The sequence below is a fragment of the Streptomyces sp. NPDC031049 genome, assembly GCF_055571015.1.
Window position 1 is genome coordinate 11,216 of record NZ_JBVIGC010000029.1, and the last position, 19,816, is coordinate 31,031.

Annotated in this window: 7 protein-coding genes; all 7 read right to left on the minus strand. The window is 77.1% G+C overall.

Annotated features, from left to right (window positions below):
* Positions 1-8: 8 nt before the first annotated feature.
* Genes ACZ45Q_RS32450 through ACZ45Q_RS32480 form a run of 7 tightly spaced genes read right to left on the minus strand, consistent with a single transcriptional unit; the run spans position 9 to position 19,749 of the window.
* Positions 9-8,600 (minus strand): amino acid adenylation domain-containing protein, encoded by an 8,592-nt coding sequence (locus ACZ45Q_RS32450; protein WP_468268201.1) that lies wholly within the window; start codon positions 8,598-8,600, stop codon positions 9-11.
* Between the two features lie 21 nt (positions 8,601-8,621).
* Positions 8,622-15,281, minus strand: coding sequence for an SDR family NAD(P)-dependent oxidoreductase (locus ACZ45Q_RS32455; RefSeq protein WP_468268204.1), 6,660 nt, complete (start codon positions 15,279-15,281; stop codon positions 8,622-8,624).
* A gap of 54 nt (positions 15,282-15,335) precedes the next feature.
* Positions 15,336-16,112 (minus strand): polyketide synthase, encoded by a 777-nt coding sequence (locus tag ACZ45Q_RS32460; RefSeq protein ID WP_468268207.1) that lies wholly within the window; start codon positions 16,110-16,112, stop codon positions 15,336-15,338.
* Complete coding sequence (locus ACZ45Q_RS32465; protein WP_468268210.1) at positions 16,109-16,888, minus strand: enoyl-CoA hydratase/isomerase family protein; 780 nt, start codon at positions 16,886-16,888, stop codon at positions 16,109-16,111. Before ACZ45Q_RS32465 ends, ACZ45Q_RS32460 begins: the two co-directional genes overlap by 4 nt.
* Positions 16,885-18,138, minus strand: coding sequence for a hydroxymethylglutaryl-CoA synthase family protein (locus tag ACZ45Q_RS32470; RefSeq protein WP_468268213.1), 1,254 nt, complete (start codon positions 18,136-18,138; stop codon positions 16,885-16,887). Before ACZ45Q_RS32470 ends, ACZ45Q_RS32465 begins: the two co-directional genes overlap by 4 nt.
* A 22-nt stretch (positions 18,139-18,160) precedes the next feature.
* Positions 18,161-19,501 carry a beta-ketoacyl synthase N-terminal-like domain-containing protein gene (locus ACZ45Q_RS32475; protein WP_468268216.1) on the minus strand — a complete coding sequence of 447 codons (1,341 nt, stop codon included), beginning with the start codon at positions 19,499-19,501 and terminating at the stop codon, positions 18,161-18,163.
* Positions 19,498-19,749, minus strand: a complete 252-nt coding sequence (locus tag ACZ45Q_RS32480; RefSeq protein ID WP_468268219.1) for a phosphopantetheine-binding protein — start codon at positions 19,747-19,749, stop codon at positions 19,498-19,500. The genes ACZ45Q_RS32475 and ACZ45Q_RS32480 overlap by 4 nt, the downstream gene beginning before the upstream one ends.
* Positions 19,750-19,816: the final 67 nt, after the last annotated feature.

Here is a 19,816-nt window from a genome sequence, read left to right on the forward strand (position 1 = left end):
ACTGCCTGTCAGACGGTGGTGGCGGACGGGTGGGCGGGGTAGGCGACGTCGGCGAGCGCACCCAGGTCGGCCGCGGTGAACAGCGTCTCCAGGGACGGTTCCCGGCCCCCGTCGGCGGTGATCCGGGCGGCGATGCGCAGCAACTGCCGGCTGGTGGCGCCGAGTGCGAACAGGTCCTGGCCGGGCGTGAGCCGCTCGACGGGCACGCCGGTCTCGGCGGCGACGATCCGCGCCAGCCGCGCGAAGCCGCCGGCGGCGCCGCCCCCGGCCTCCGCGCCGAGGCCGGCCGGAGCGGGTGTGCGGGTCGGGGCGCCGGCGAGGGTTGGGGCATGGGTGCGGGTTGGGGCATGGGTGCGGGTTGGGGCGTCGGCGCCCGGCGCGGGGACGGCGCCAGGGCCGTGACCGGTGCCGGGGCCGGTGCCGGGGCCGGCAGCGAGGCCGTGACCGGTACCGAGGCCGTATGCGGGTGTCGGGTCCGGTGTCGGGTCCCAGGCAGGAGCCGGCGTCGGGTCCGCGGCAGGGTCCGGCGTCGGGTCCGCGGCGGGGCCGAGGCCCCACACCTGGCCCAGCCGTGCCGAGAGCCCGTCGGGACGGTCCGCCGCGGGGGCGGCCGGCGCGGCGCCCTCCACGACGGAGGAGGACCGGACGGTCGTCGCGGAGTCGGCCGGGGCCGGGACCGGGGGCGGGGCCACGGTCGCGGTCGCGGTCGCGGTCGCGGTCGCGGTCGACGCCACGGTCGTGGTCGGGGACCCGGTCGCGGTCGGGGACCCGGTCCCGGTCAAGGACCCAGTCTCAGTCGGGAACCCGGTCCCGGTCGGGGAGCCGGGCGCGGTGGTGTCCGGGAGTGGGGAGCCGGGCGCGGTCGGGAGCGGGAACGAGACCCGGGTCAGGGGTGTGGGCGGCAGGGCGGCCCGGGGGGTGTCGATCCTGGGCCAGGACGCTGCGTCGCCCGCGAGCCAGGGGGCGGTCGGGGCCAGTTCCTCCCGCGGGGCGGGGGCGCCGAGTTCGGCGATGCCCGCGCCCTCCCGCCGGACGCGGCGGGCCAGCGTGCGCAGCCCGGCGACCGCCGTCGCGCGGCCGGTCACCAGCACGGCACGGGCGGGCCGGTCCGTGCGGCCCTCGCGCAGGGAGCGGGCCACCGGCCCGACCCCGAGGCCGGGGTCGCGTTCCCAGGCGTCGGCGAGGCTCTCGGCGAGCGCGGCCAGGTTCTGCGGCGTGTCCGCCGACAGCGGCAGCGCGCGCACCTCGTCGTCGTACGCGGCCGGCGCGGTGGCCGGCGGCTCCTCGACGACGAGGCTGCCGTACGAGCCGCCGCCCGCGAAGCCGTTGACCAGGACCCTCCGGGGACGGCCCGGACCGGTGCGCCAGCGGCCCGCCTGCGCCCCGGCCAGGGCCACCGGGCCCGAGGCGCGGGCGACCGCGGGGTTCACGGCGCCGGAGAGCACCGTCGGGTACACCTCGGTTCGGCGGAACTGCGCGATGACCTTGCCCAGTTGGGCGAAGACCGACGCGGCTTCCAGGTGCCCGGTGTTGGGCTTCACCGTCCCCACGGGCACCGGCTCGCCCGCCCCGGAGCCGGCCGCGTCGGGGCTGAACAGCCGCCCCAGGGCCGTGAACTCCAGGGCGTCGGCGAGGGCGGCGCCCGCCGCGGCGGCCTCCACGTAGCCGATGTCGGCGGGTGCCAGACCCGCGTCGGCGAGGGCCGCGCGCATCGTCTGTTCCTGCCGCCGCGGGTCGGGAACGCCGAACTGCCGTGTGGTGCCGGAGTGCCGGAGCGCACCGCCGCGCAGCACGGCGTGCACCGGATCGCCGTCGGCCAGCGCCCGGTCCAGCGGCTTGAGCAGCACCGCCCCGACGCCCTCGCCGACCAGCCAGCCGCTCGCCCGGTCGGTGAAGGCGCAGGAGTCGGTGTCCTCGGCGACGAGCCCCATCTCGGACAGCACGTCGAGGTGGTCGGGGTGCAGGACGAGGTTGGCTCCGGCGGCGAGCGCGGCCGTGCAGCGGCCGTCGGCGACGGCCCGGTAGGCGGCCTCGACGGCGGCGAGACCCGACACGCACCCGGTGTCGAGGAGCACGCTGGGCCCGGTCAGCCCGAACGCGTGCGAGGTGCGGTGGGCGAGGCCGCCGCGGGTGGCGTGCGTGCCCTCGTCGGGGCGTCCGCCGGCGCGGGCGGCGACCCCGTGCAGCGCGTGGTCGTGCCACATGGAGCCGACGAACACCCCGACCGGCCCCCGCTCGGCGAGCCGTGCCGGGACGACGGCGGCGTCCTCGAAGCAGCGGCGGGCCACGGACAGCAGCAGCCGTTCCTGCGGGTCGACGGCCGGCCCCTCGGCCGGGTCGATGCCGAACTCCTCCGCCTCGGTGGCCAGGACGTCGTCGAGGTATCCGCCGACGGCGGCCCCGGCGCGCCCGGCGCGGGAGCGCAGCGGAGCCCAGCGGTGCTCGGGCACGGGTCCGGTGGCGGTGCCGCCGCCGGCCAGCAGCGCGTCGAGTTCGTCCAGGGAGCGCGCGCCGGGCAGTTCGGCGGCGAACCCGACGACGGCGACGGCGACGCCGCCTGCGTCGGTGCCGGTCCGGACCCCGGCGCCGATCCGGGCCTCGGTGCCGATACCGGCGTCCGTTTCGGTGCCGGTGCCGGTCCGCAGTGCCTCCCGGCGGGCCCGGGTGTCCGCGGTGAGCGCGCCGCCCCACAGCGACAGCAGCAGCTCCTGGTCGTCGCCGACGCCGAAGTCGGCGCGTACGGCGTCGAAGTCCATCTCGCCGACCGCGCACAGGCCCAGTCCGCGCTCGGGCGCCCCGGTGAGCAGCAGGTGGGCGATGTGACCGGCCTCGATGGTGGAGAACCGGGCGGCGTTGCGCTCGCCGTAGGCCGGGGCGATGGCCGCCGGGGTGGAGACGAGGAAGACGCCGAAGGCGGACCCCTCCACGAGCGCCCGGTTGTGGAAGACGTGCAGGTCGGTGCCGTAACGGGCGTCGGGGGCGAGGGCGATCAGGGCCCGCTCGGCCGGGTGCAGGTAGTACAGGCCGGGCTCGGTGCCGGCCACGGCGCCGGGCGCGAGGTACACGTACACCTGGACCGGGTAGAAGCCGCCGCCGGACGGGTAGCGGCGCTTGGCCCGGCCGTCGAGGTCGCCCCAGGTGACGGTGGCGAGCAGGTCGAGCAGGTCCCGCACGGGTACCGGTTCGCCGGCGAAGTCCCGGAAGGACGACGCGTCGAACAGGGCGAGCGTCTCGGCGGGGCCGGCGGCGGGCACGGGCAGCCGCGGCAGCGAGGCGGGCAGCCGCCGTTCGGCGATCCTGGCCTCCTTGAACGCGGCCTTGGCCGCCGGGTCGAGGGCGATCCGGACGTCCGTCCCCGCGGTGGCCGACGGCGCGGGGACCGGGCCGCCGGGTGCCTCCGCGGCAGGGGCCGCTGCGGGGGCGAGGCTGTCCGCGACGGCACGGGGCGTCGGGCTCTGGATGAGCACGTCCACGGGGATCTGCCGGCCGGTGGCCGACTCGATCTCCTGGGCCAGCCGGATCATGCTGAACGAGGTGGCGCCCAGGTCGAACAGGTCGGCGTCCGGATCGACGTCGGGCAGGTCCAGCACGGCCGCGGCCGTACGGGCCACGTCCTCGGCGGTGAGCGTCCGTTGCGCCGGGTCCGCGACACCGGCACCGGACGCGGTCCCGGCGGGAGCCGTCCCGGCAGCGGCCCCGGCGGCACCGGGAGCGTCCCCGGCGACGGGTGCTCCGACGGCGTCCGACCCGGCGTCCGGGAGTGCGGCGGCGGTCAGCGCGGCGACCGTCGGCCTGCTGATCAGCGCGTCGACCGGCAGCGCGGTCCCGGTGAGCCGTTCGATCTCCTGGGCGATGCGGATCATGCTGAACGAGGTGGCCCCGAGGTCGAACAGGTCGGCGTCCGGGACGATGGCGTCGGCGTCGACCCCGAGCGCCTCGGCGACCGCGGCCAGGATTCCGGCGGCCGGGGCGTCGCCGGCACCCGGGGCGATCCCGGCGGACCCCTCGCCCGAAGCGTCCGACGCCCTCCCGCCGTCCGAGGCGGGCACCCCGGCACCGTCCGAGGCGGTGCCCGGGCCCGGGCCCGGGGCCGTGTCCGGCGCCGCCTCCAGGAGCCGGGCCGCCGTCTCGCGGTCCAGCTTGCCGTTGGTCGTCAGGGGCAGCCGGTCCACGAAGCGGAACCGGCTCGGGACCAGATACGCCGGCAGCACCTCGGCGAGGGCCCGGCGCAGTTCGCCGGCGCCCGGGACCGGGCCGGGCGTGCGGGCCACGCAGACCGCGGCCAGCGCCTGCTCCCCGGACGCCTCCTCGCGCACCGGGAGCACCCGGGCCTCGGCGACGGCGGGCAGCCCGGTGAGCGCGGCCTCGATCTCCTCGGGCTCGATCCGCAGTCCGCGCAGCTTGAACTGCCCGTCGATGCGCCCGAGGTAGCGGATCTCGCCGTCGTCGCCGAGCATCCCGAGGTCGCCCGTGCGGTACAGCCGCGGGGAGGGGTCCAGCTCCGGGAACGGCGACGGCACGAAACGCTCGGCGGTCAGCTCGGGGCGCCCGTGGTAGCCGAGGGCCACCTGCCGGCCGCCGATGACGATCTCGCCGGGCGTGCCGGGCTCCACCGGCCGCAGCCGCTCGTCGACGAGGTGGATGCGGGTGTGGGCGACGGGCCGCCCGATCGGCACCGTCGGCTCGTCCCAGTCGGGGCGGCACGCCCAGTGGGTGACGTCGACGGCGGCCTCGGTCGGCCCGTACAGGTTGTGCAGTCCGGGTGCGTCCGCGCCGGTGCCGTACACCTCGTAGAAGTGCCGCATGGTCGCGACGGGCAGGGCCTCGCCGCTGGCGAAGACGTACCGCAGCGCGTTGCAGCCGGCGGCCTGTGGGTGGCGCAGGAACATGCCGAGGACGGACGGCACGAAGTGGGTGACCGTCACCGACTCCTCGCGCAGCAGCCGTGCCAGGTAGGCGGGGTCGGTGTGGCCGCCGGGCCGGGCCACGACGATGGAGGCGCCGGCGAGGAGGGGCCAGAAGAACTCCCACACCGAGACGTCGAAGCCGTACGGCGTCTTCTGCGCGACCCGGTCGGCGGGGCCGAGGGGGAAGCGTTCCTGCATCCACAGCAGCCGGTTGGCCACGCCTTGCTGGGTGTTGCGGCAGCCCTTGGGCTTCCCGGTCGTGCCGGAGGTGTAGATCGTGTAGGCGGGGTCGTCGGGGGCGACGGTCACGGCGGGCGGGACGGCCGGGTACACGGCGAGCGCGCGCCGGTCCTCGGCCCTGCCGGGGCAGACCACGACGGCGCCCGCCTCGGCGGGTACGGCGGCGCGGGCCTCGTCGGCGACGACGACGCGGGCGCCGCTGTCCCGGAGCAGGTAGCGGACCCGCTCAGGCGGGTTGGCGGGGTCGACGGGGACGTAGACGGCGCCGGCGCGCACGATGCCGACGAGCGCGGTGACGAGGTCCTCGGAGCGGTCCATGTGCACGGCGACGTGGTCTCCGGGCCGGACCCCGAGGGCGTGCAGGTGGTGGGCGAGCCGGGCGGTGCGGTCGGCGAGTTCGCGGTAGGTGACGGTGCGTCCGGCGAACCGTACGGCGGGGCGTTCGTCGCGGCCGGAGAGGCCGGCCTCGACCAGCTCCAGCAGGGTCACCGGCGCCCGGTCGGCGCCCTCCGGGCCGTGGGGACGCAGGGGGCCCTCGGCAGCGTCGGCGTCCTCGGGGCCCTCGGAGGCGTCCGAGGCGTCGGAGGCGTCGGAGGCGTCGGGCCCCTGAGGGGCCTCGGAGGCATCGGGAGCATCGGCAGCGTCGGGGGCGACGTGGCCGTCGGCGAGGGCCGCCGCGTCCAGCGCGGCGTGCGGTGCCGCGACCGGCGACGGCTCGCCGCTGGCCAGGAACTCCCGCACCCGGCGGGCGTAGCGGTCGAACATCGCCTCCAGGCGGGCGGGTCCGAGCGCGCCGTCGGCGGCGTCCCACTGGCCCATCAGGTCGTCGCCGACCAGCAGCGGCACATGGTCGAGGGCGACCTGCGCGGTCTGCGACTGGCTGGTGCGCAGCCGCACCCCCCGCGGGTGCAGCGCCGGGTCGATCTCGGGGACGCGGGTGAACACCACGGGCAGCCGCAGCGCCCCGCCGGAGCGGAAGACACGGGTGCGCAGTTCGCCGAGGCCGGGGCAGCGTTCGTGGCGTTCGAGGTCGGCGCGGACCCTGGCCCACAGCTCGCGGGCGCGGCCGGCGAAGGACGCCGGCAGGGTGTCGTCGACGACGACCCAGGCGAGCCGGGTGAAGTCGGCGACCATGCCGGCGGCGCCCGGCAGGCTGCCGGGCCGGTCCCAGGAGACGACCGTCACGGTGAACGGGCCCCGGTGGCCGAACTCGGCGCGCAGTTCGTCGGTGTAGGCGGTGAGCAGCACGATGTCGGCGGGGACGCCGAGGACGGCGGCGCGCTCGGTCAGCCGCCGCCAGGAACCGAGCGGGGCCGCACGGTGCCTGCGCGCAGCGCCGGCGGCGGGGTCGGGCAGGTCCGGGCCCGGGGGCAGCGCGGCGAACTTCTGCCGCCAGGCGGCACGGGCCCGCGCGTACTCCTCGGCGCCGTCCGTCCGCCGTCCGCCGAGGGCGCGCAGGTGGGGTACGGGGTCGGCGGGCGCGGTGAGCACCGAGTCGTCGCCGTCGTGCAGGGCGAACAGCTGCCCGAACAGCAGGGCGAAGCTGCGGGCGTCGGCGAGGAGGGCGTCGAGGACGACGTGCAGCACGGCGGTGCCGTCGGGCAGCGTGCTCGCCTCCAGCGCGTACATCGGGCGGCTGCCGAGCGGGAAGGTGCCCGCCCGCAGGCGCTCGGCGACCGCGCCGAGTTCCGCCTCGGGGTCGGTGGCGGCGGTCAGGTCGTGGCGGGCGATGCGGTACGGCTCTGTGTCCGCCCGCGGGGCGACGGTGAGGGTGCCGTCCTCGTGCACGGCCGCCCGCAGCATCGGGTGATGGGCCACGAGCCGGTTCCAGCACCGCTCCAGGCGGTCCAGGTCGTGCCGTTGCAGCAGGAACTCCTGGTAGACGCGGGTCTCGGCGGCGCCGCCGAGGCCGCCCATGCGGCCGACGAGGTAGGCGGACTGCACCTCGGTGAGCGGCACGGGCCGCCCGTCGGGCTCGGGTACGGCGAGGGTCCCGTCGTCGGGCTCCGCTGCGGCGAGGGTCCCGTGGCCGGGTTCCCGTACGGCGAAGGCGCCGTCGTCGGGCTCCGGCCTGGCGGGGGAACCGTCACCGGGGGCCGGCCGGGCGAGCGGGCCGTCGAGGGCGCCGGCCCCGTCCCGCGCGAGCCGTTCCAGCGACTCCCGCAGCGCCGCGAACGCGGCCTCGGTGCGGGCGGTGTCGAGCACGGTCGGCGCGTAGTCCCAGGACAGCAGGAGGGCACCGGCCCGCTCCTGGACGCAGGCCTCCAGGTGGACGCCCGAGGTGAGGGTGGCCGAGGCGGACAGGTCGACGTGGGCGGCCCAGTTGGCGGGGTCGTCGGCGGCGGTGCCGCCGAGCGCGGTGAGGCTGCCCAGCAGGCTGGTGAAGACCATGGGGACGGCACGCCCCCGGTTGCCGCCGACGGCCCTGGCGTGCTCGCGCAGGGCGCGCACCCCGCTGACCGCCGCGTGCTCCAGGTCCTGCCACAACCGGGCGCGCACCTGGTCGAGGCGGGCGCGCAGGGTGCCGTCGGGCGGCGGGGCGACGAACACCGACGTCGAGATGAACGGGCCGGCCAGGCGGGCCACGTCGGGGTGCACGGGGCGCCGGTTGTACGTCGTGAGGACCACCGGCAGCGGATCGCGCCGGACATCGCGGCCGGTGCCCTGCACGGCGGCGGTGCACAGGGCGAGCAGCAGCGCGGTCGGGGTGGCCCGGGTCTCCTTGGCCACCGCCTTCACGCGCTCCCAGCGCCCGGCGTCCAGGCGCAGCGTCAGCCGCCGGTGCGCGGGGGTGCCCGGACCGGCGGGCCCGGTTCCGGCCGCCAGCGGCAGCGGGCGCTCCAGGTCGACACCGGCCAGCTGTTCCCGCCAGTACGCCAGGGACGCCTCGGGCACCTCGGCGGTGGCCGTGGCGGCGGCGTACTCGCGGAAGGTGATGCCGGGCGGCCGGGGCGCGGTGCCGTGGGCGTAGGCGGCGTACCACTGCTGGAGCAGCAGCGAGACGCTGGGGCCGTCGGCGATCAGCTCGTCCACGGTGAACAGCACGCGGGCCCGGCCGCCGGGCAGGTGCGCGACGCGCACGGCGAACAGCGGCCAGCGGTGCGGGTCGAAGCCGCCGAGCGCCTCCTGGCGCAGCCGGTCGAGCCCGGCCTCGGCCTCGGCCGGTGTCGCGTCCGTCAGGTCGGCGCGGACGACGGCGTAGTGCGGGACCTCCCGCAGGACCGCCTGGGTGCCGTCGGGCAGCAGACGGGCGCGCAGCATGTCGGTGGCGGCGACGACGTCGTTCCAGGCGGCCTCGGCGCGGTCGGTGTCCAGTGCGCCGGCGTCGAACTCGAGGTGGATCTGCGTTCCCGCGCCGGTACCGCCCCCGAGCGTGCGGCCGACGTAGAACGATTCCTGTACTTCGGTGAGCGCGAACGGCTCGTACCGGGCGGCGGGGTCGGTCTGCGGCATGGCTGGGATCTCCGGTTCCCTCTACAGGGCGGGCAGAGCGGACAGGTGGGCGACGAGTTCGTCGACGGTGGACTCGCTGAGCTGCTGGAGCGGCAGGGTCTCGCCGAACCGCTCCGTGATCTCGAACCGGAGGTTCATCGCGCCGATGGAGTCCACGCCCAGCTCGACGAGGGTGCGGCCGGTGTCGATGGCGCCGCCCGCACCGGGCCCGGCGGCGAGTTCGCCGATGAACTCCACGAGCCGGCGGACCCGTTCGTCGGCGCGCGCGTCCACCGGCTCCGGGGCGGGGGTGCGCACGGCCTCCGGCCCGGGGACGCGTACGGGCTCCGGAACCGGCGCGTGCGCGGGTCCGGGCGCGGGCTCGGGCGTGGGCTCGGGCGTGGTGGCAGGCGCGAGTACGGGCTCGGGTTCCGGGGTGACCTGGACCGCCGGGGCTGCCGACGCGGCCGGGGCCGTCGGGGCCGTCGGGGCCGTCGGGGCCGTCGGGGCCGTCGGGGCCGTCGGGGCCGTCGGGGCCGTCGGGGCCGTCGGCGGAGTGTGGCCGGCGCCGGTGGTGCCGGGTTCCGGGAGCCAGTGGCGGGTGCGCAGGAACGGGGTGGGCGGGAGGGGCACCACCGCGCCCGTGCCGTTGCCGGGGGCGTGGCGGTCCACCTGCCACCCGGCCGCCCACAGGTCGGCCAGCTGCTCCAGGCGGCCCGTCCGCCACAGCGTGCCGAGCAGCTCGTCGGTCTCCGGCGCCTGTTCCCGGCCGGCGTCGGCCGTGCCCGCGCGCAGCGCGCCGGCGGCGTGGCCGTCCCGGGCGAAACGGCCCAGCTCTGCGGCGAGTTCACCGGTGCCGGCCACGACGGCGGCGAGCCGGGCGGGGCCCACGGCGCGTCCGGTGCGCAGCGTCCGCGCGACCGCGGACAGGGGTGTGTCGCGGCCCGGTCCGGCGAGCCATTCGGCCAGGCGCCCGGCGTACGCGGCGAGATGGCCGGAGGTGGGCGCGGAGAGCAGGACGAGCTGCCGGCCCTCCGGTTCCGCGGCGCGGGCGCCGTCCGGTTCCTCCGGGACGTACTCCTCCAGGATCACATGGGCGTTGACCCCGCCCGCGCCGAACGAGCTGACGCCCGCCCGCCGGGGCAGCTCCCGTCCCGAGGCGTCCCGCAGCCGGGGCCAGGGCGCGGCCTCGTACTGGAGCGCGAAGCGGGAACCGGCGAGGCCGAGCCCGGGGTTGGCGGGGTCGGCGTGCAGGGTCGGTGCGAGGGTGCCGTGCCGCAGTTGCAGCAGGACCTTGGTGACGGCCGCGATGCCGGCGGCCGACTCCCCGTGTCCGATCGCGGACTTGACCGAGCCGAGCGAGCACGGCACCGCGGCGGCGGCGCCCCGCCCGTAGGTGTCGTTCAGGGCCGCGACCTCGACGGGGTCGCCCAGTTCCGTGCCGGTGCCGTGCGCCTCGATGACGTTGACGGTGGCCGGGTCCACGCCGCCGCGGCGCAGCGCCGCCCGCAGCACACGGGCCTGGGCGCGCGGGCTGGGGGCGGTGAAACCGTTGGTGCGCCCGCCGTGGGCGACGGCGGTTCCGCGGATGAGGGCGTGCACGGTGTCACCGTCCGCGAGGGCTCTCGAGAACCGCTTGACCACCAGTGCCCCGGCGCCCTCGCCCGGCCCGAACCCGGCGCCGCCGGTGCCGAAGCTGCGGCACCTGCCGTCCTCGGCGAGGAAGCCGGAGCGGCGCAGCATCCGGAACCGGGACGGGTGCAGGTACAGGTTGACGCCGCCGGCCAGCGCGGCGGCGCACTCGCCGCGGCGCAGTGCCTCCACGGCCAGGTGCAGGGCGACCAGGGAGGAGGAGCAGGCGGTGTCGACGGGCTGGCTGGGGCCGCGCAGGTCGAGCAGGTACGACAGCCGGTTGGGCGGCGACCAGTGGTGGCCGGAGGGCATGTCCCGCTCTCCGGCGGCCCAGCGTTCCGCGCCGAGCAGCGGGTAGTCGGCGGAGGTGATGCCGGCGAACACCCCGACGCTGCGGGCCTCGCCGTCGGCGGCGGTGAGCGCGTCGAGGCGGGCGCCGGTCAGTCCGGCGTCCTCCAGGGCCTCCCACGCGGTCTCCAGGAACAGCCGCTCCTGGGGGTCGATGTACGCGGCCTCGTGGGCGGACAGGCCGAAGAAGACGGGGTCGAAGGCGTCCACGCGGTCCAGGAAGTGGCCCTTGGCCTGGACGCCGCCGCTGGCGTTCCACCGGTCGGTGGGCAGGTCGCCGACGGTGTCCTTGCCGACGAGGAGGTTGTCCCAGAAGGCGTCGAGGCCGTCGGCGCCGGGGTAGCGTCCGCTGATGCCGACGACGGCGAACACGTCGTCGTCGGGATCGAGGTCGGGGTCGGGGCCGGGGGCGGAGTCGGCGGACCTGGTCACGGCGGGCCCGTCGGCCCGGGCGGGCCGGGCGGGCCGAGGGCTCGTCGCGGCCGTCGCGGTGGTGGCCGCCGGGGTCTCGCCACCGCCGGGCGTGACCGGCGGCGGGCTCAGCCGGCGCAGGTGGTCGGCGAGTTCGGCGAGGTCGCGGAGGCCGAAGAGCATCTCGGGGCCGATGGGTGCGATCCGGCCGCTCAGCTTCGAGGCGAGGGTGCGGATCATCACCGAGTCCAGGCCCAGGGCCTCCAGCGAGGTGCCGGGGCCTATGGCGGACCGGTCGTGGCCGAGGGTCTCGGCGACGGTACGGCAGACCAGGTCGAGCAGGTCGCCCGCGTCGGCGGCCCGGACCCCGGCCGCGGACTCGGTCCCGCCTGCGGACTCGGTGCCGCCTGCGGACTCCGTTTCGACCACGGACTCCGTCCCGGCCGCGGGCCCGGTCCCCACCGCGGACCCCGTCCCGACCGCGGACGCGATCCCGGCCGCGAACTCGGTCGCGGCCTGCGGTGCCGGACCGGCTTCGGGCAGGGGGCGGCCGGCGGGGGCGCCGGTGCCGTCCGCGTCCGGCGCGGGCAGCAGGTCGAGACCGGCGAGGTGCTGCCGCCAGGCGTCGGCCCGGCCGTGGAAGACGGAGACGACGTCGGGGCCGCCGGCGCCCAGCAGTCCGCGCAGCGCGGCGAGTCCGGGTCCGGCGGGCAGCGGGACCATCCCGACGCGTTCCTCGACGACCTGGCGGACCGGCTCGGGGATGGTCATGCCGGGCACGTCCCACAGCGGCCACTGCACCGACAGGGTGCGTCCGTGCCGCTCCCCCGCCGCGACCCGGGCGGCACGGCGCTCGGCGAGGCCGTCCAGCACGCCGTTGGCGTAGGCGTAGTCGGACTGGCCGATGTTGCCGGTGACGGCGGCGACGGAGGAGAAGAGCACGAAGACGTCGAGCGGGAGAGAGGCGGTGGCCTCGTCCAGGGCGGCGGCGCCGGTGGCCTTGGGGGCGAGGACGCCGGCCATGCCGTCGGCGGTCTTGCGCAGCAGGTAGGCGTCCTGGACCACACCGGCCGCGTGGAAGACGCCGTGCAGGGCGCCCTCGTGGCCGAGGATGTCGCGGACGAGGGCCTGGGCGCCGCCCGGGGCCGCCACGTCGGCGCGGACGTACCGCAGCCGGCCGGAGCCGTCCGCCGGGGGCCGGGAGGCGGCGTCGAGGTCCGCGGCGGGGGTACGTCCGCAGGTGACGACGCGGACGCCGGGGTGCCGGAGCAGGTCCCGGGTCAGGGCGAGGCCGATGCCGCCCATGCCGCCGGTGACCAGGTACACCCCGTCCGGGCGGGGTGTGAAACCGGTGGCGGGCGCGGCGGCGGGGCGCAGCACCCGGCGGGTGCGCCGGGTGCCGCGCAGATCGGCGAGATGCCCGTACTCCGCTTCGGGCGCGGCCAGTTCCGCCCGGATGTGCGATACGGCGGCGGGGCCGTCGTCGGTGACGAGCAGGGCACGGCCGGACAGGCGCGGGTTCTCCTGGCGCAGGGTCTGCACCAGGGCGCGCGCGGCGTCGGCGCGCTGCGGGTCGGCGGTGACGGCGATGAGGGTCAGCGGCTGGGTGCGGTGGGCGGCGAGGATCTGGCGCGCGGCTTCCAGGGCGGCCACGTCGTCGCCGGTCAGCCGCAGGACGAGGGCGGCGGCCGACGGCTGCGGTCCGCCGGCGGCACGGTCCGGGGCGGTGCCGCCGAGGGCGGCGGCGAGGTCGCCGTGCGCGTCGTGCACGTACAGCACGGTGTCGGTGTCGGTGTCGGTGTCAGTTCCGGTGCCGGTGCCTGTGCCTGTGCCTGTGCCTGTGCCTGTGCCGGTGTCGGGCTCGCGCCGCGGCAGCGGGCACTCCTCCCAGCCGGGCGTGTACAGCACCAGTCCGTCGAGCGCGTCCTCGCCCGGTCCGGCCTGTCCTGCGGTGGCGGCGGCTGATTGGCCCACGGTGGCGACCGGGGCGGGGGCGGCCGGGGGCACGACGTAGTGCCGGTCGGGGACGAAGGCGTAGCCGGGGGCCGGGACGCGGCGGTGCCGGGCGGGCGGGCTGACCCGGGCCCAGTCGACGGCCTGGCCGGTCACGTAGTGCCGGGCCACGTCGCGCAGAGCGGTGGGATCGCCGTCGGCGGCCCGGTCCCGGACGGTGCCGGTACCGGCGGCGGCCGGGTCGCCGGGCGGGGCGGGGGCGGGGCCGTCCGGTGCGGTGACGGTCCGCTCGTCCGGGGTGCCGGCCGCCAGCCGGTCCAGGGAGGCGAGCAGTTCGGCACGGTCGGCGGCCAGGAGCGCGGCCCGGTGGCGGTGGTGGTCGCGGGCGCAGGCCAGGGTGTGGGCGAGGTCGGCGAGGCGGACGTCCGCACCGGCGGGCGAGCGCAGCCAGCGGGCGAGTTCGGCGGCCCGGCCGGTGAGGGCCTCGGGCCGGCGGCCGGACAGCGGGACGAGCACCGCGGCGCCGGTGTCCGCGGCGGGGGACGCCGGGAGCGGCGGTGCCTCTTCCACGACGACGTAGGCGTTGGTACCGCTGAACCCGAAGGAGCTGACCGAGGCGCGGCGGGGTCGCCCGTCCGTGCCGGGCAGCCGGCGTGCCTCGGTGGCGACGGTGAACGGGCCCTCCTCGAAGGGGATGCGCGGATTGAGGGTGGTGCAGTGCAGCGAGGGCGGCACCTGGCCGGTGCGCACCACGCCGACGGCCTTGAGCAGGCCGGCCAGTCCGGCGGCGGCCGAGGTGTGGCCGACGTTGCCCTTGACCGAACCGATGGGGACGCTGCCGCGGGGCCGGGCGGCCGGGGAGAAGGCCTCGTTGAGCGCGGTGACCTCGATGGGGTCGCCGAGCGGGGTGCCGGTGCCGTGGCACTCGACGTAGTCGATGCCGGCCGGGTCGAGGCCGAAGCGGTCGAGGGTGGCGGTGATCAGCCGGGCCTGGGAGGCGGCGCTGGGTGCGGTGATGCCGTTGGTGCGGCCGTCCTGGCCGATGCCGGAGGCGCGCAGCACGGCGTGCACGGGGTCGCCGTCCGCGAGGGCCTGTGCCAGCGGCTTGAGGACGACGACGGCGCAGCCCTCGCCGGGGACGATGCCGTCGGCGGAGGCGTCGAAGGGGCGGCAGCGGCCGGTCGGGGAGAGCATGCCGGCGCGGCTCATGAACACGTGCGGCAGTTCGGTGAGGTAGAGGGTGACGCCGCCGACGAGCATCATGTCGGCCTCGCCGAGCCACAGGGCCTGGCAGGCCTGGTGCAGGGCGACCAGGGAGGACGAGCAGGCCGTGTCGACGGTGGCGGCGGGGCCCTTGAGGTCGAGGTGGTAGGCGATCCGGGCGGCGAGCAGGGAGTTGGAGTTTCCCTGCATCACCTGGGCGAGCCGGGCGTGCTCGCTCTCCCGTTCGACGAGGTCCTGGTAGTCGTTCATCATGACGCCCGCGTAGACCCCGCAGCGGGTGCCGGCGAGGGCGCCGGTGCGCTGCCCGGCGTGTTCCAGCGCGCGCCAGGCCTCCTGGAGGAACAGCCGGGCCTGCGGGTCCATGAGTTCGGCCTCGCGCGGGGGCATCCGGAAGAACTCGGCGTCGAACCGGTCGGCGTCCTCCACGAAGGCGCCCCATTTGCTGACCGACTTGCCCTCGGCCCCGGGGTCGGGGTCGTAGTGCTCGGCGATCCGCCACCGGTCGGCGGGGACCTCCGTGACGAGGTCGTCGCCGTCCAGCAGCCGCTGCCAGAAGGTGTCGGCGTCCGCGGCACCGGGGAACCGGGCGCTGTACCCGACGACCGCCACGGGCTCGGGCACGTCGGGGCGCGGCTCGCCGCCGCCCGCCCGTGCTCCGCCACGTGCACCGCCGGTCACGGCCCGCCCCCCGCGAACGGGACCGCCCGCCGCGGGCCGCTCCCCGCCCACGGAACCCCCGGCCGCGGCCCGTTCCCCGCCCACGGGACCGCGCACCGCCCCGTCCGCCGGCCGCCCGGGACTTGCCTGTCCCGCCGCCGCCAGCAGCAGCGCCGCGGCCCGTTCCCGCGACACCACGCCCGCGGGCGCCGCCCCGGCGGCGGTCCCGGCCTGCCCGGCACCGCCGGAGGCAGCCGGCTGCCCGGCCCCGGCGACAGGTCCCGCCGCGGGCGCGTCGCCGGGCGAGGCGGAGGCGGCCGGCGCGGCGGGTGCCGGCGCCGTACCCGCCGCGTCCCGGGTCCCGGGGGCGCCCGGGGTCTCCGGGCCGCCGGGGGCGGCGGCCCGGAGCAGGGCGGCGGCGGTCGCGGCGTCCAGGGCGCCGGTCTTCACGCGGGTCAGGATCTCTTTGGCGTCCATGGGTTCCATCGGTCCTCGTGCGGTCCTCGTGCGGGGGCGGGCGGCGGGTGGTCGTCAGGAGGTCAGGCCACGGGCTTCGCCGTAGTCGGCGACGATGCGCTCCAGGACCTCGGGCAGGCGGAACGAGGTGCGGTGCAGGGCGGCCTCACGGGCCACCGCCGCCCCCGTCCCGGCGAGCAGCGGCCCGGCCAGTTCCCGTTTGAGCAGCTCCAGCGAGGCCCGCGGCGCTCCGCCGACCGAGCGGGCCAGTTCCCGCGCGGTGGCGGGCACGTCGGCGTGGCGCACGACCCGCACCGGCGCGCCCCGCTCCCGCAGTTCGGCCCCCCGGTAGTTACGGGCGGTGAACAGCATCTCGCTGCCGAGCTCGCGCCCGAAGCGCAGCGGGAACAGGTGCGTGGCCCCCATCCCGGGCGTGAAGCCGTAGCGCATGAAGTTGCCCGCGTACAGGGAGCGTTCGCTGAACACGGCGAAGTCCGCGTACAGCGCGAGCACCAGGCCGCCGCCGATGGCGTGCCCCTGCACGGAGGCGATCACCGGCAGCGGGCAGCGGGCGAACACCCGGAAGAAGTCGTCGGTGTCGAAACTGCCGTTGCCGCGCGCGAAGTTGACCAGCTCGCGCTGGGTCCCGCCGGCGCAGAACAGCTCCGGGCGGCCCTCGACGAGCACGGCCCGGGTGCGCGGGTCGGCGGCGGCGGACTCGACGGAGTCGACCAGGCCCGAGGTGAGTCCGGGCGAGAAGGTGTTGCGTCCCTCGGGGTCGTCCATGGTGACGACGGCGACGGTGCCCTCCCAGGACAGCCGGACGACGGACTCGGCGGCGGGTGCGGTCATGCGGCACGCTCCGGGGCGGGTATCCGGCCCAGCAGCGGCTGGACGGCGGGGTCGGCGAGGCGGTCGAGGAAGGTGCGGCCGGCGTCCCGGCCGAGGTGGGCGTCGCGCGGGAAGAGCCGGGCCCGGTACTCCTTGAGCGCCCCGGCGGTGGACCGGTCGACGCGGCTGAGGGCCACCAGGGTGCGGCGCAGCGCCTGCGCCGGGTCGTCGGCGAGCAGGTCCGCCAGGCCCGCGGCGACGGCCGCGCCGGCGTCGAGGTCCTCGGCGAGCAGGGTGGCGGTGAACGCCCGCTGTTCGCCGGTCCTGCGGGCGACGAAGGGCAGCGCCATGGCGGGGACCAGGCCGACCAGGGCCTCGGTCAGCCGGAACCGGGCGCGGGGCCCGGCGAGCACCAGGTCGCAGGCGGCGGCCAGCCCGACGCCGCCGGCGGTGGCCCGGCCCTCGACGAGCGCGACGGTGACGACGGGGCTGCGGGTGAGCCGGTCGAGCAGGGTCCAGTACGGCAGCTCGCCCGGCGCGCCGGGTTCGGGGGCCCGCGCGGGGGCGGACAGGTCGGTGCCCGCGCAGAAGTCCTCCCCGCGGGCGGACAGCACCAGGACCCGGCAGCCGGGGTCGGCCTCGGCCGTGTCGACGGCGGCGTGCAGCCCGTCCAGCAGGTCCGGTGTGATGGCGTTGCGCCGCCCGGGCGCGTCCAGCAGGACGTGCAGCACCCCGCGCGAGCGGCTCAGCGCCACGGGGGCGGCGGGGCTGCCGGGGGCGGCCGGGGCGTCGGTCATCGGGCGGCACCTCCGTCGAGCCACACGTACTCGCGGTGGTAGTCGCGTACGGCCTCCAGGACGAGGCGGCGTCCGCCGGTGAAGCGCTCCTTGGTGATCTGCGGGAATCGGTCGAGGTCGAAGGTGAACTCCCGGTCGCCGAACTTCAGCTCGGCGGTGGCGGCGAGGAGTTCGTCGTACTCCTGCATGCTCAGCCGGTAGCGCGCGTCGAGGGCCTCGCGGATGCCCATGGCGCGCACCGCGCGCTGGGAGTCGGGGGTGACGACCACGCTGTAGAACTCGGAGGCGCAGCCGGAGCCGTAGGAGAAGACGCCGATGCGCTTCTCACGGTCGATGACGGCGTTGTCGAGGGTGGAGGCGAGGGCGAGGAAGACGGTGCCGGCGTAGATGTTGCCGACCTGCTGCGGGTACTGGATCGCGGCGCCGAGACGGGTGGTGAAGTCGTCCTCGACGGCCTGCGGCGAGATCCCCCGGCTCAGCTTGCGCAGCGCGGCCCGGTGAGCGCCCTTGACCATGCCGGGGAACGGGGTGTGCATGGCGAGCAGGTCGAAGGTGCCGACGAAGTCGGCGCCCTCCACCTTGCGCGCGTAGTCGGCGAAGGAGCCCTTGAGACAGTCGATGTACGTCAGCAGGGACAGGTCGGTGTCGCCGGCCTCCCGCTCGGGGTCGGGGCGGCAGGTGTCCATCACCTCGTAGCTGTGGAAGCCGTTGGCCCCGTGGTCGAAGGCGGCGACCACCGGCCGGTCGGAGACCAGCATGGCCATGGCCCCCGCGCCCTGGCTGGGCTCGACGTAGGTGTGCGGCACGGGCCGGGCCACGTCGCTGCTGATGACGAGCGCCTTGGCGCCCTCGAAGGGGCTGGCGGCGACGACGGCGGCGGCCATCTGAAGGGCGGCGGTGCCGCTGTAGCAGGCCTGCTTGGTCTCGAACAGGCGGCAGCTGCGCGGCAGTCCCAGGTGGTCGTGGACGTAGGTGGCCAGGGACTTGCCGAAGTCGACGCCGGACTCGGTGCCGACGATCAGCAGCTCGATGGAGGCGCGCTCCTCCTCGGTGAGGGCGTCCACGATCGGCTTGGCGGCGTTCACGGCGAAGGACACGGCGTCCTCGCAGTGCAGCGCGACGCTCTTGCGCGCCATCATCAGGTTGCCGATCCGGCTGTCGTCGAGACCGCGGGCCGCGAACAGCGTGGGGACGTCGACATAGGTCTCGCCGCAGTACGCGTTGATGGCTTCGATGCCGACCTGCTTCATGGTCTTCTCCGTAACTACAGGGCTACTTCGGGGCGGGGCGGGCGACAGACGGGACGCCGGGGCGGGCGGGAGACGGGACGCCCGGGCGGGCGGCCTGGGCGCCGGGCGGGAGGCTCAGGACGACGGAGGCGTTGATGCCGCCGAAGGCGAAGCTGTTGCTGAGCGCGGTGCGCAGGGGCAGCGGTTCGCTCACCCGCCCGGCCAGCGGCAGGCCGGCGCAGGGGTGCTCCAGGTGCGGGTTGGGGTGCACGGCCCCGGCCCGCAGCTGGGCGACGACGGCGACGGCCTCCACCAGTCCGGCCGCGGACAGGCAGTGACCGGTCAGTGCCTTGGTCGAGTTGACGCGGAGGGTGTCCCGGCCGCCGAACACCTTGTGCAGGGAGGTCGCCTCGGTCTCGTCGCCGAGGACGGAGCCGGTGCCGTGCGCGTTGACGTAGTCGACGTCCTCGGGGGCGAGGCCCGCCGCGGCCAGCGCCGCGCGCATCGCCGTCGCCTGCCCCTCGGCGTCCGGTTCGGTGCCGCGCCGGGCGTCCAGCCGCTGCCCGCACCCGGTGATCTCGGCGAGGACCGGCGCGCCGCGCTCCCGGGCGGCGGCCGGCCGCTCCAGTACGACGGCTGCGGCGCCCTCGCCGCGTACGAAGCCCTGCCGGTCGCGGTCGAAGGGGCGGCACATCCGGGCGGGTTCGGCACGGAACCGCTCGTGCGCCAGCGCCCCGGTACGGCGGAACGCCTCGGCCTCCACCGGTGACAGCTCGGCCGCCGGGGCGACGACGAGGACCCGTTCGGCCCAGCCGGCCGCGACGGTGCGGGCCGCCTGGATCAGGGCGAGGGTGCCGGCCGCGGACGCCCCGCCGACGAGCCAGCCCTCGCCGTGGATGCCGGTCAGCTCGCTGACGGTGCCGACGACGTCGGCGTCGAGGTGGGTGAGCGCGTAGGAGGCGCGCAGCCGGCCCGGTGCCCGGTCGTGGCCGAGGACGGTCTCGGCCTGGTGCGCGAGGGCGAGGTTGCCGCCCGCGACGACGAGCGCGGTGCCGTCGGCGAGCAGGTCGTGGCTGAGGCCCGCGTCGCGCACGGCGCGCAGGGCCACGCAGGCGGCGCTGCGGGCGGGCAGCGCGGCGCGGCCCGCGACCCTGCGCAGCCGGGCCGCGGCGTCCGGGTCGTCGGCCAGGTGCCGGGCGGCCCAGCCGGTGAGGGTGAACCCGTCGAGCGCGGCGACGGGCAGCGTGTCCGGTCCGTCGTCCGGGAGGGTCACCGCGCTGCGTCCGTCGAGCAGGGCGGTGGTGAAGCCGGCCAGGTCGTCGGCGAGCGGGGTGAGGACGGCGGCGGCCGTCACGGCCACGGCGCCGGGGGCGGGCGGGGTCATGCGCGGGCGCCGAGGTGTTCGCGGAACACCTCGACGAGCGACCTGAGGTTGCCCGCGCCGGTCAGCGCGGAGTTGGGCACCTTGATGCCGAGTTCCTCCTGGGCGGCGATGACGACGTCCATGCGGTCGATGGAGTTCGCTCCCAGGTCGCGCATGCTGTGGTCGAGCGTGATCTCCACGTCGGCGGCCTCGGGCAGCACGTCGATGATCTGGGCGCGCAGAACGGCGAAGATCTCTTCCTCGGTCACGGTGGGTTCCCCCCTCTTTCTCGGGTTTCTCGGGTTTCCCGGGTATCCCGGCTTCTGTGGGCGCGCC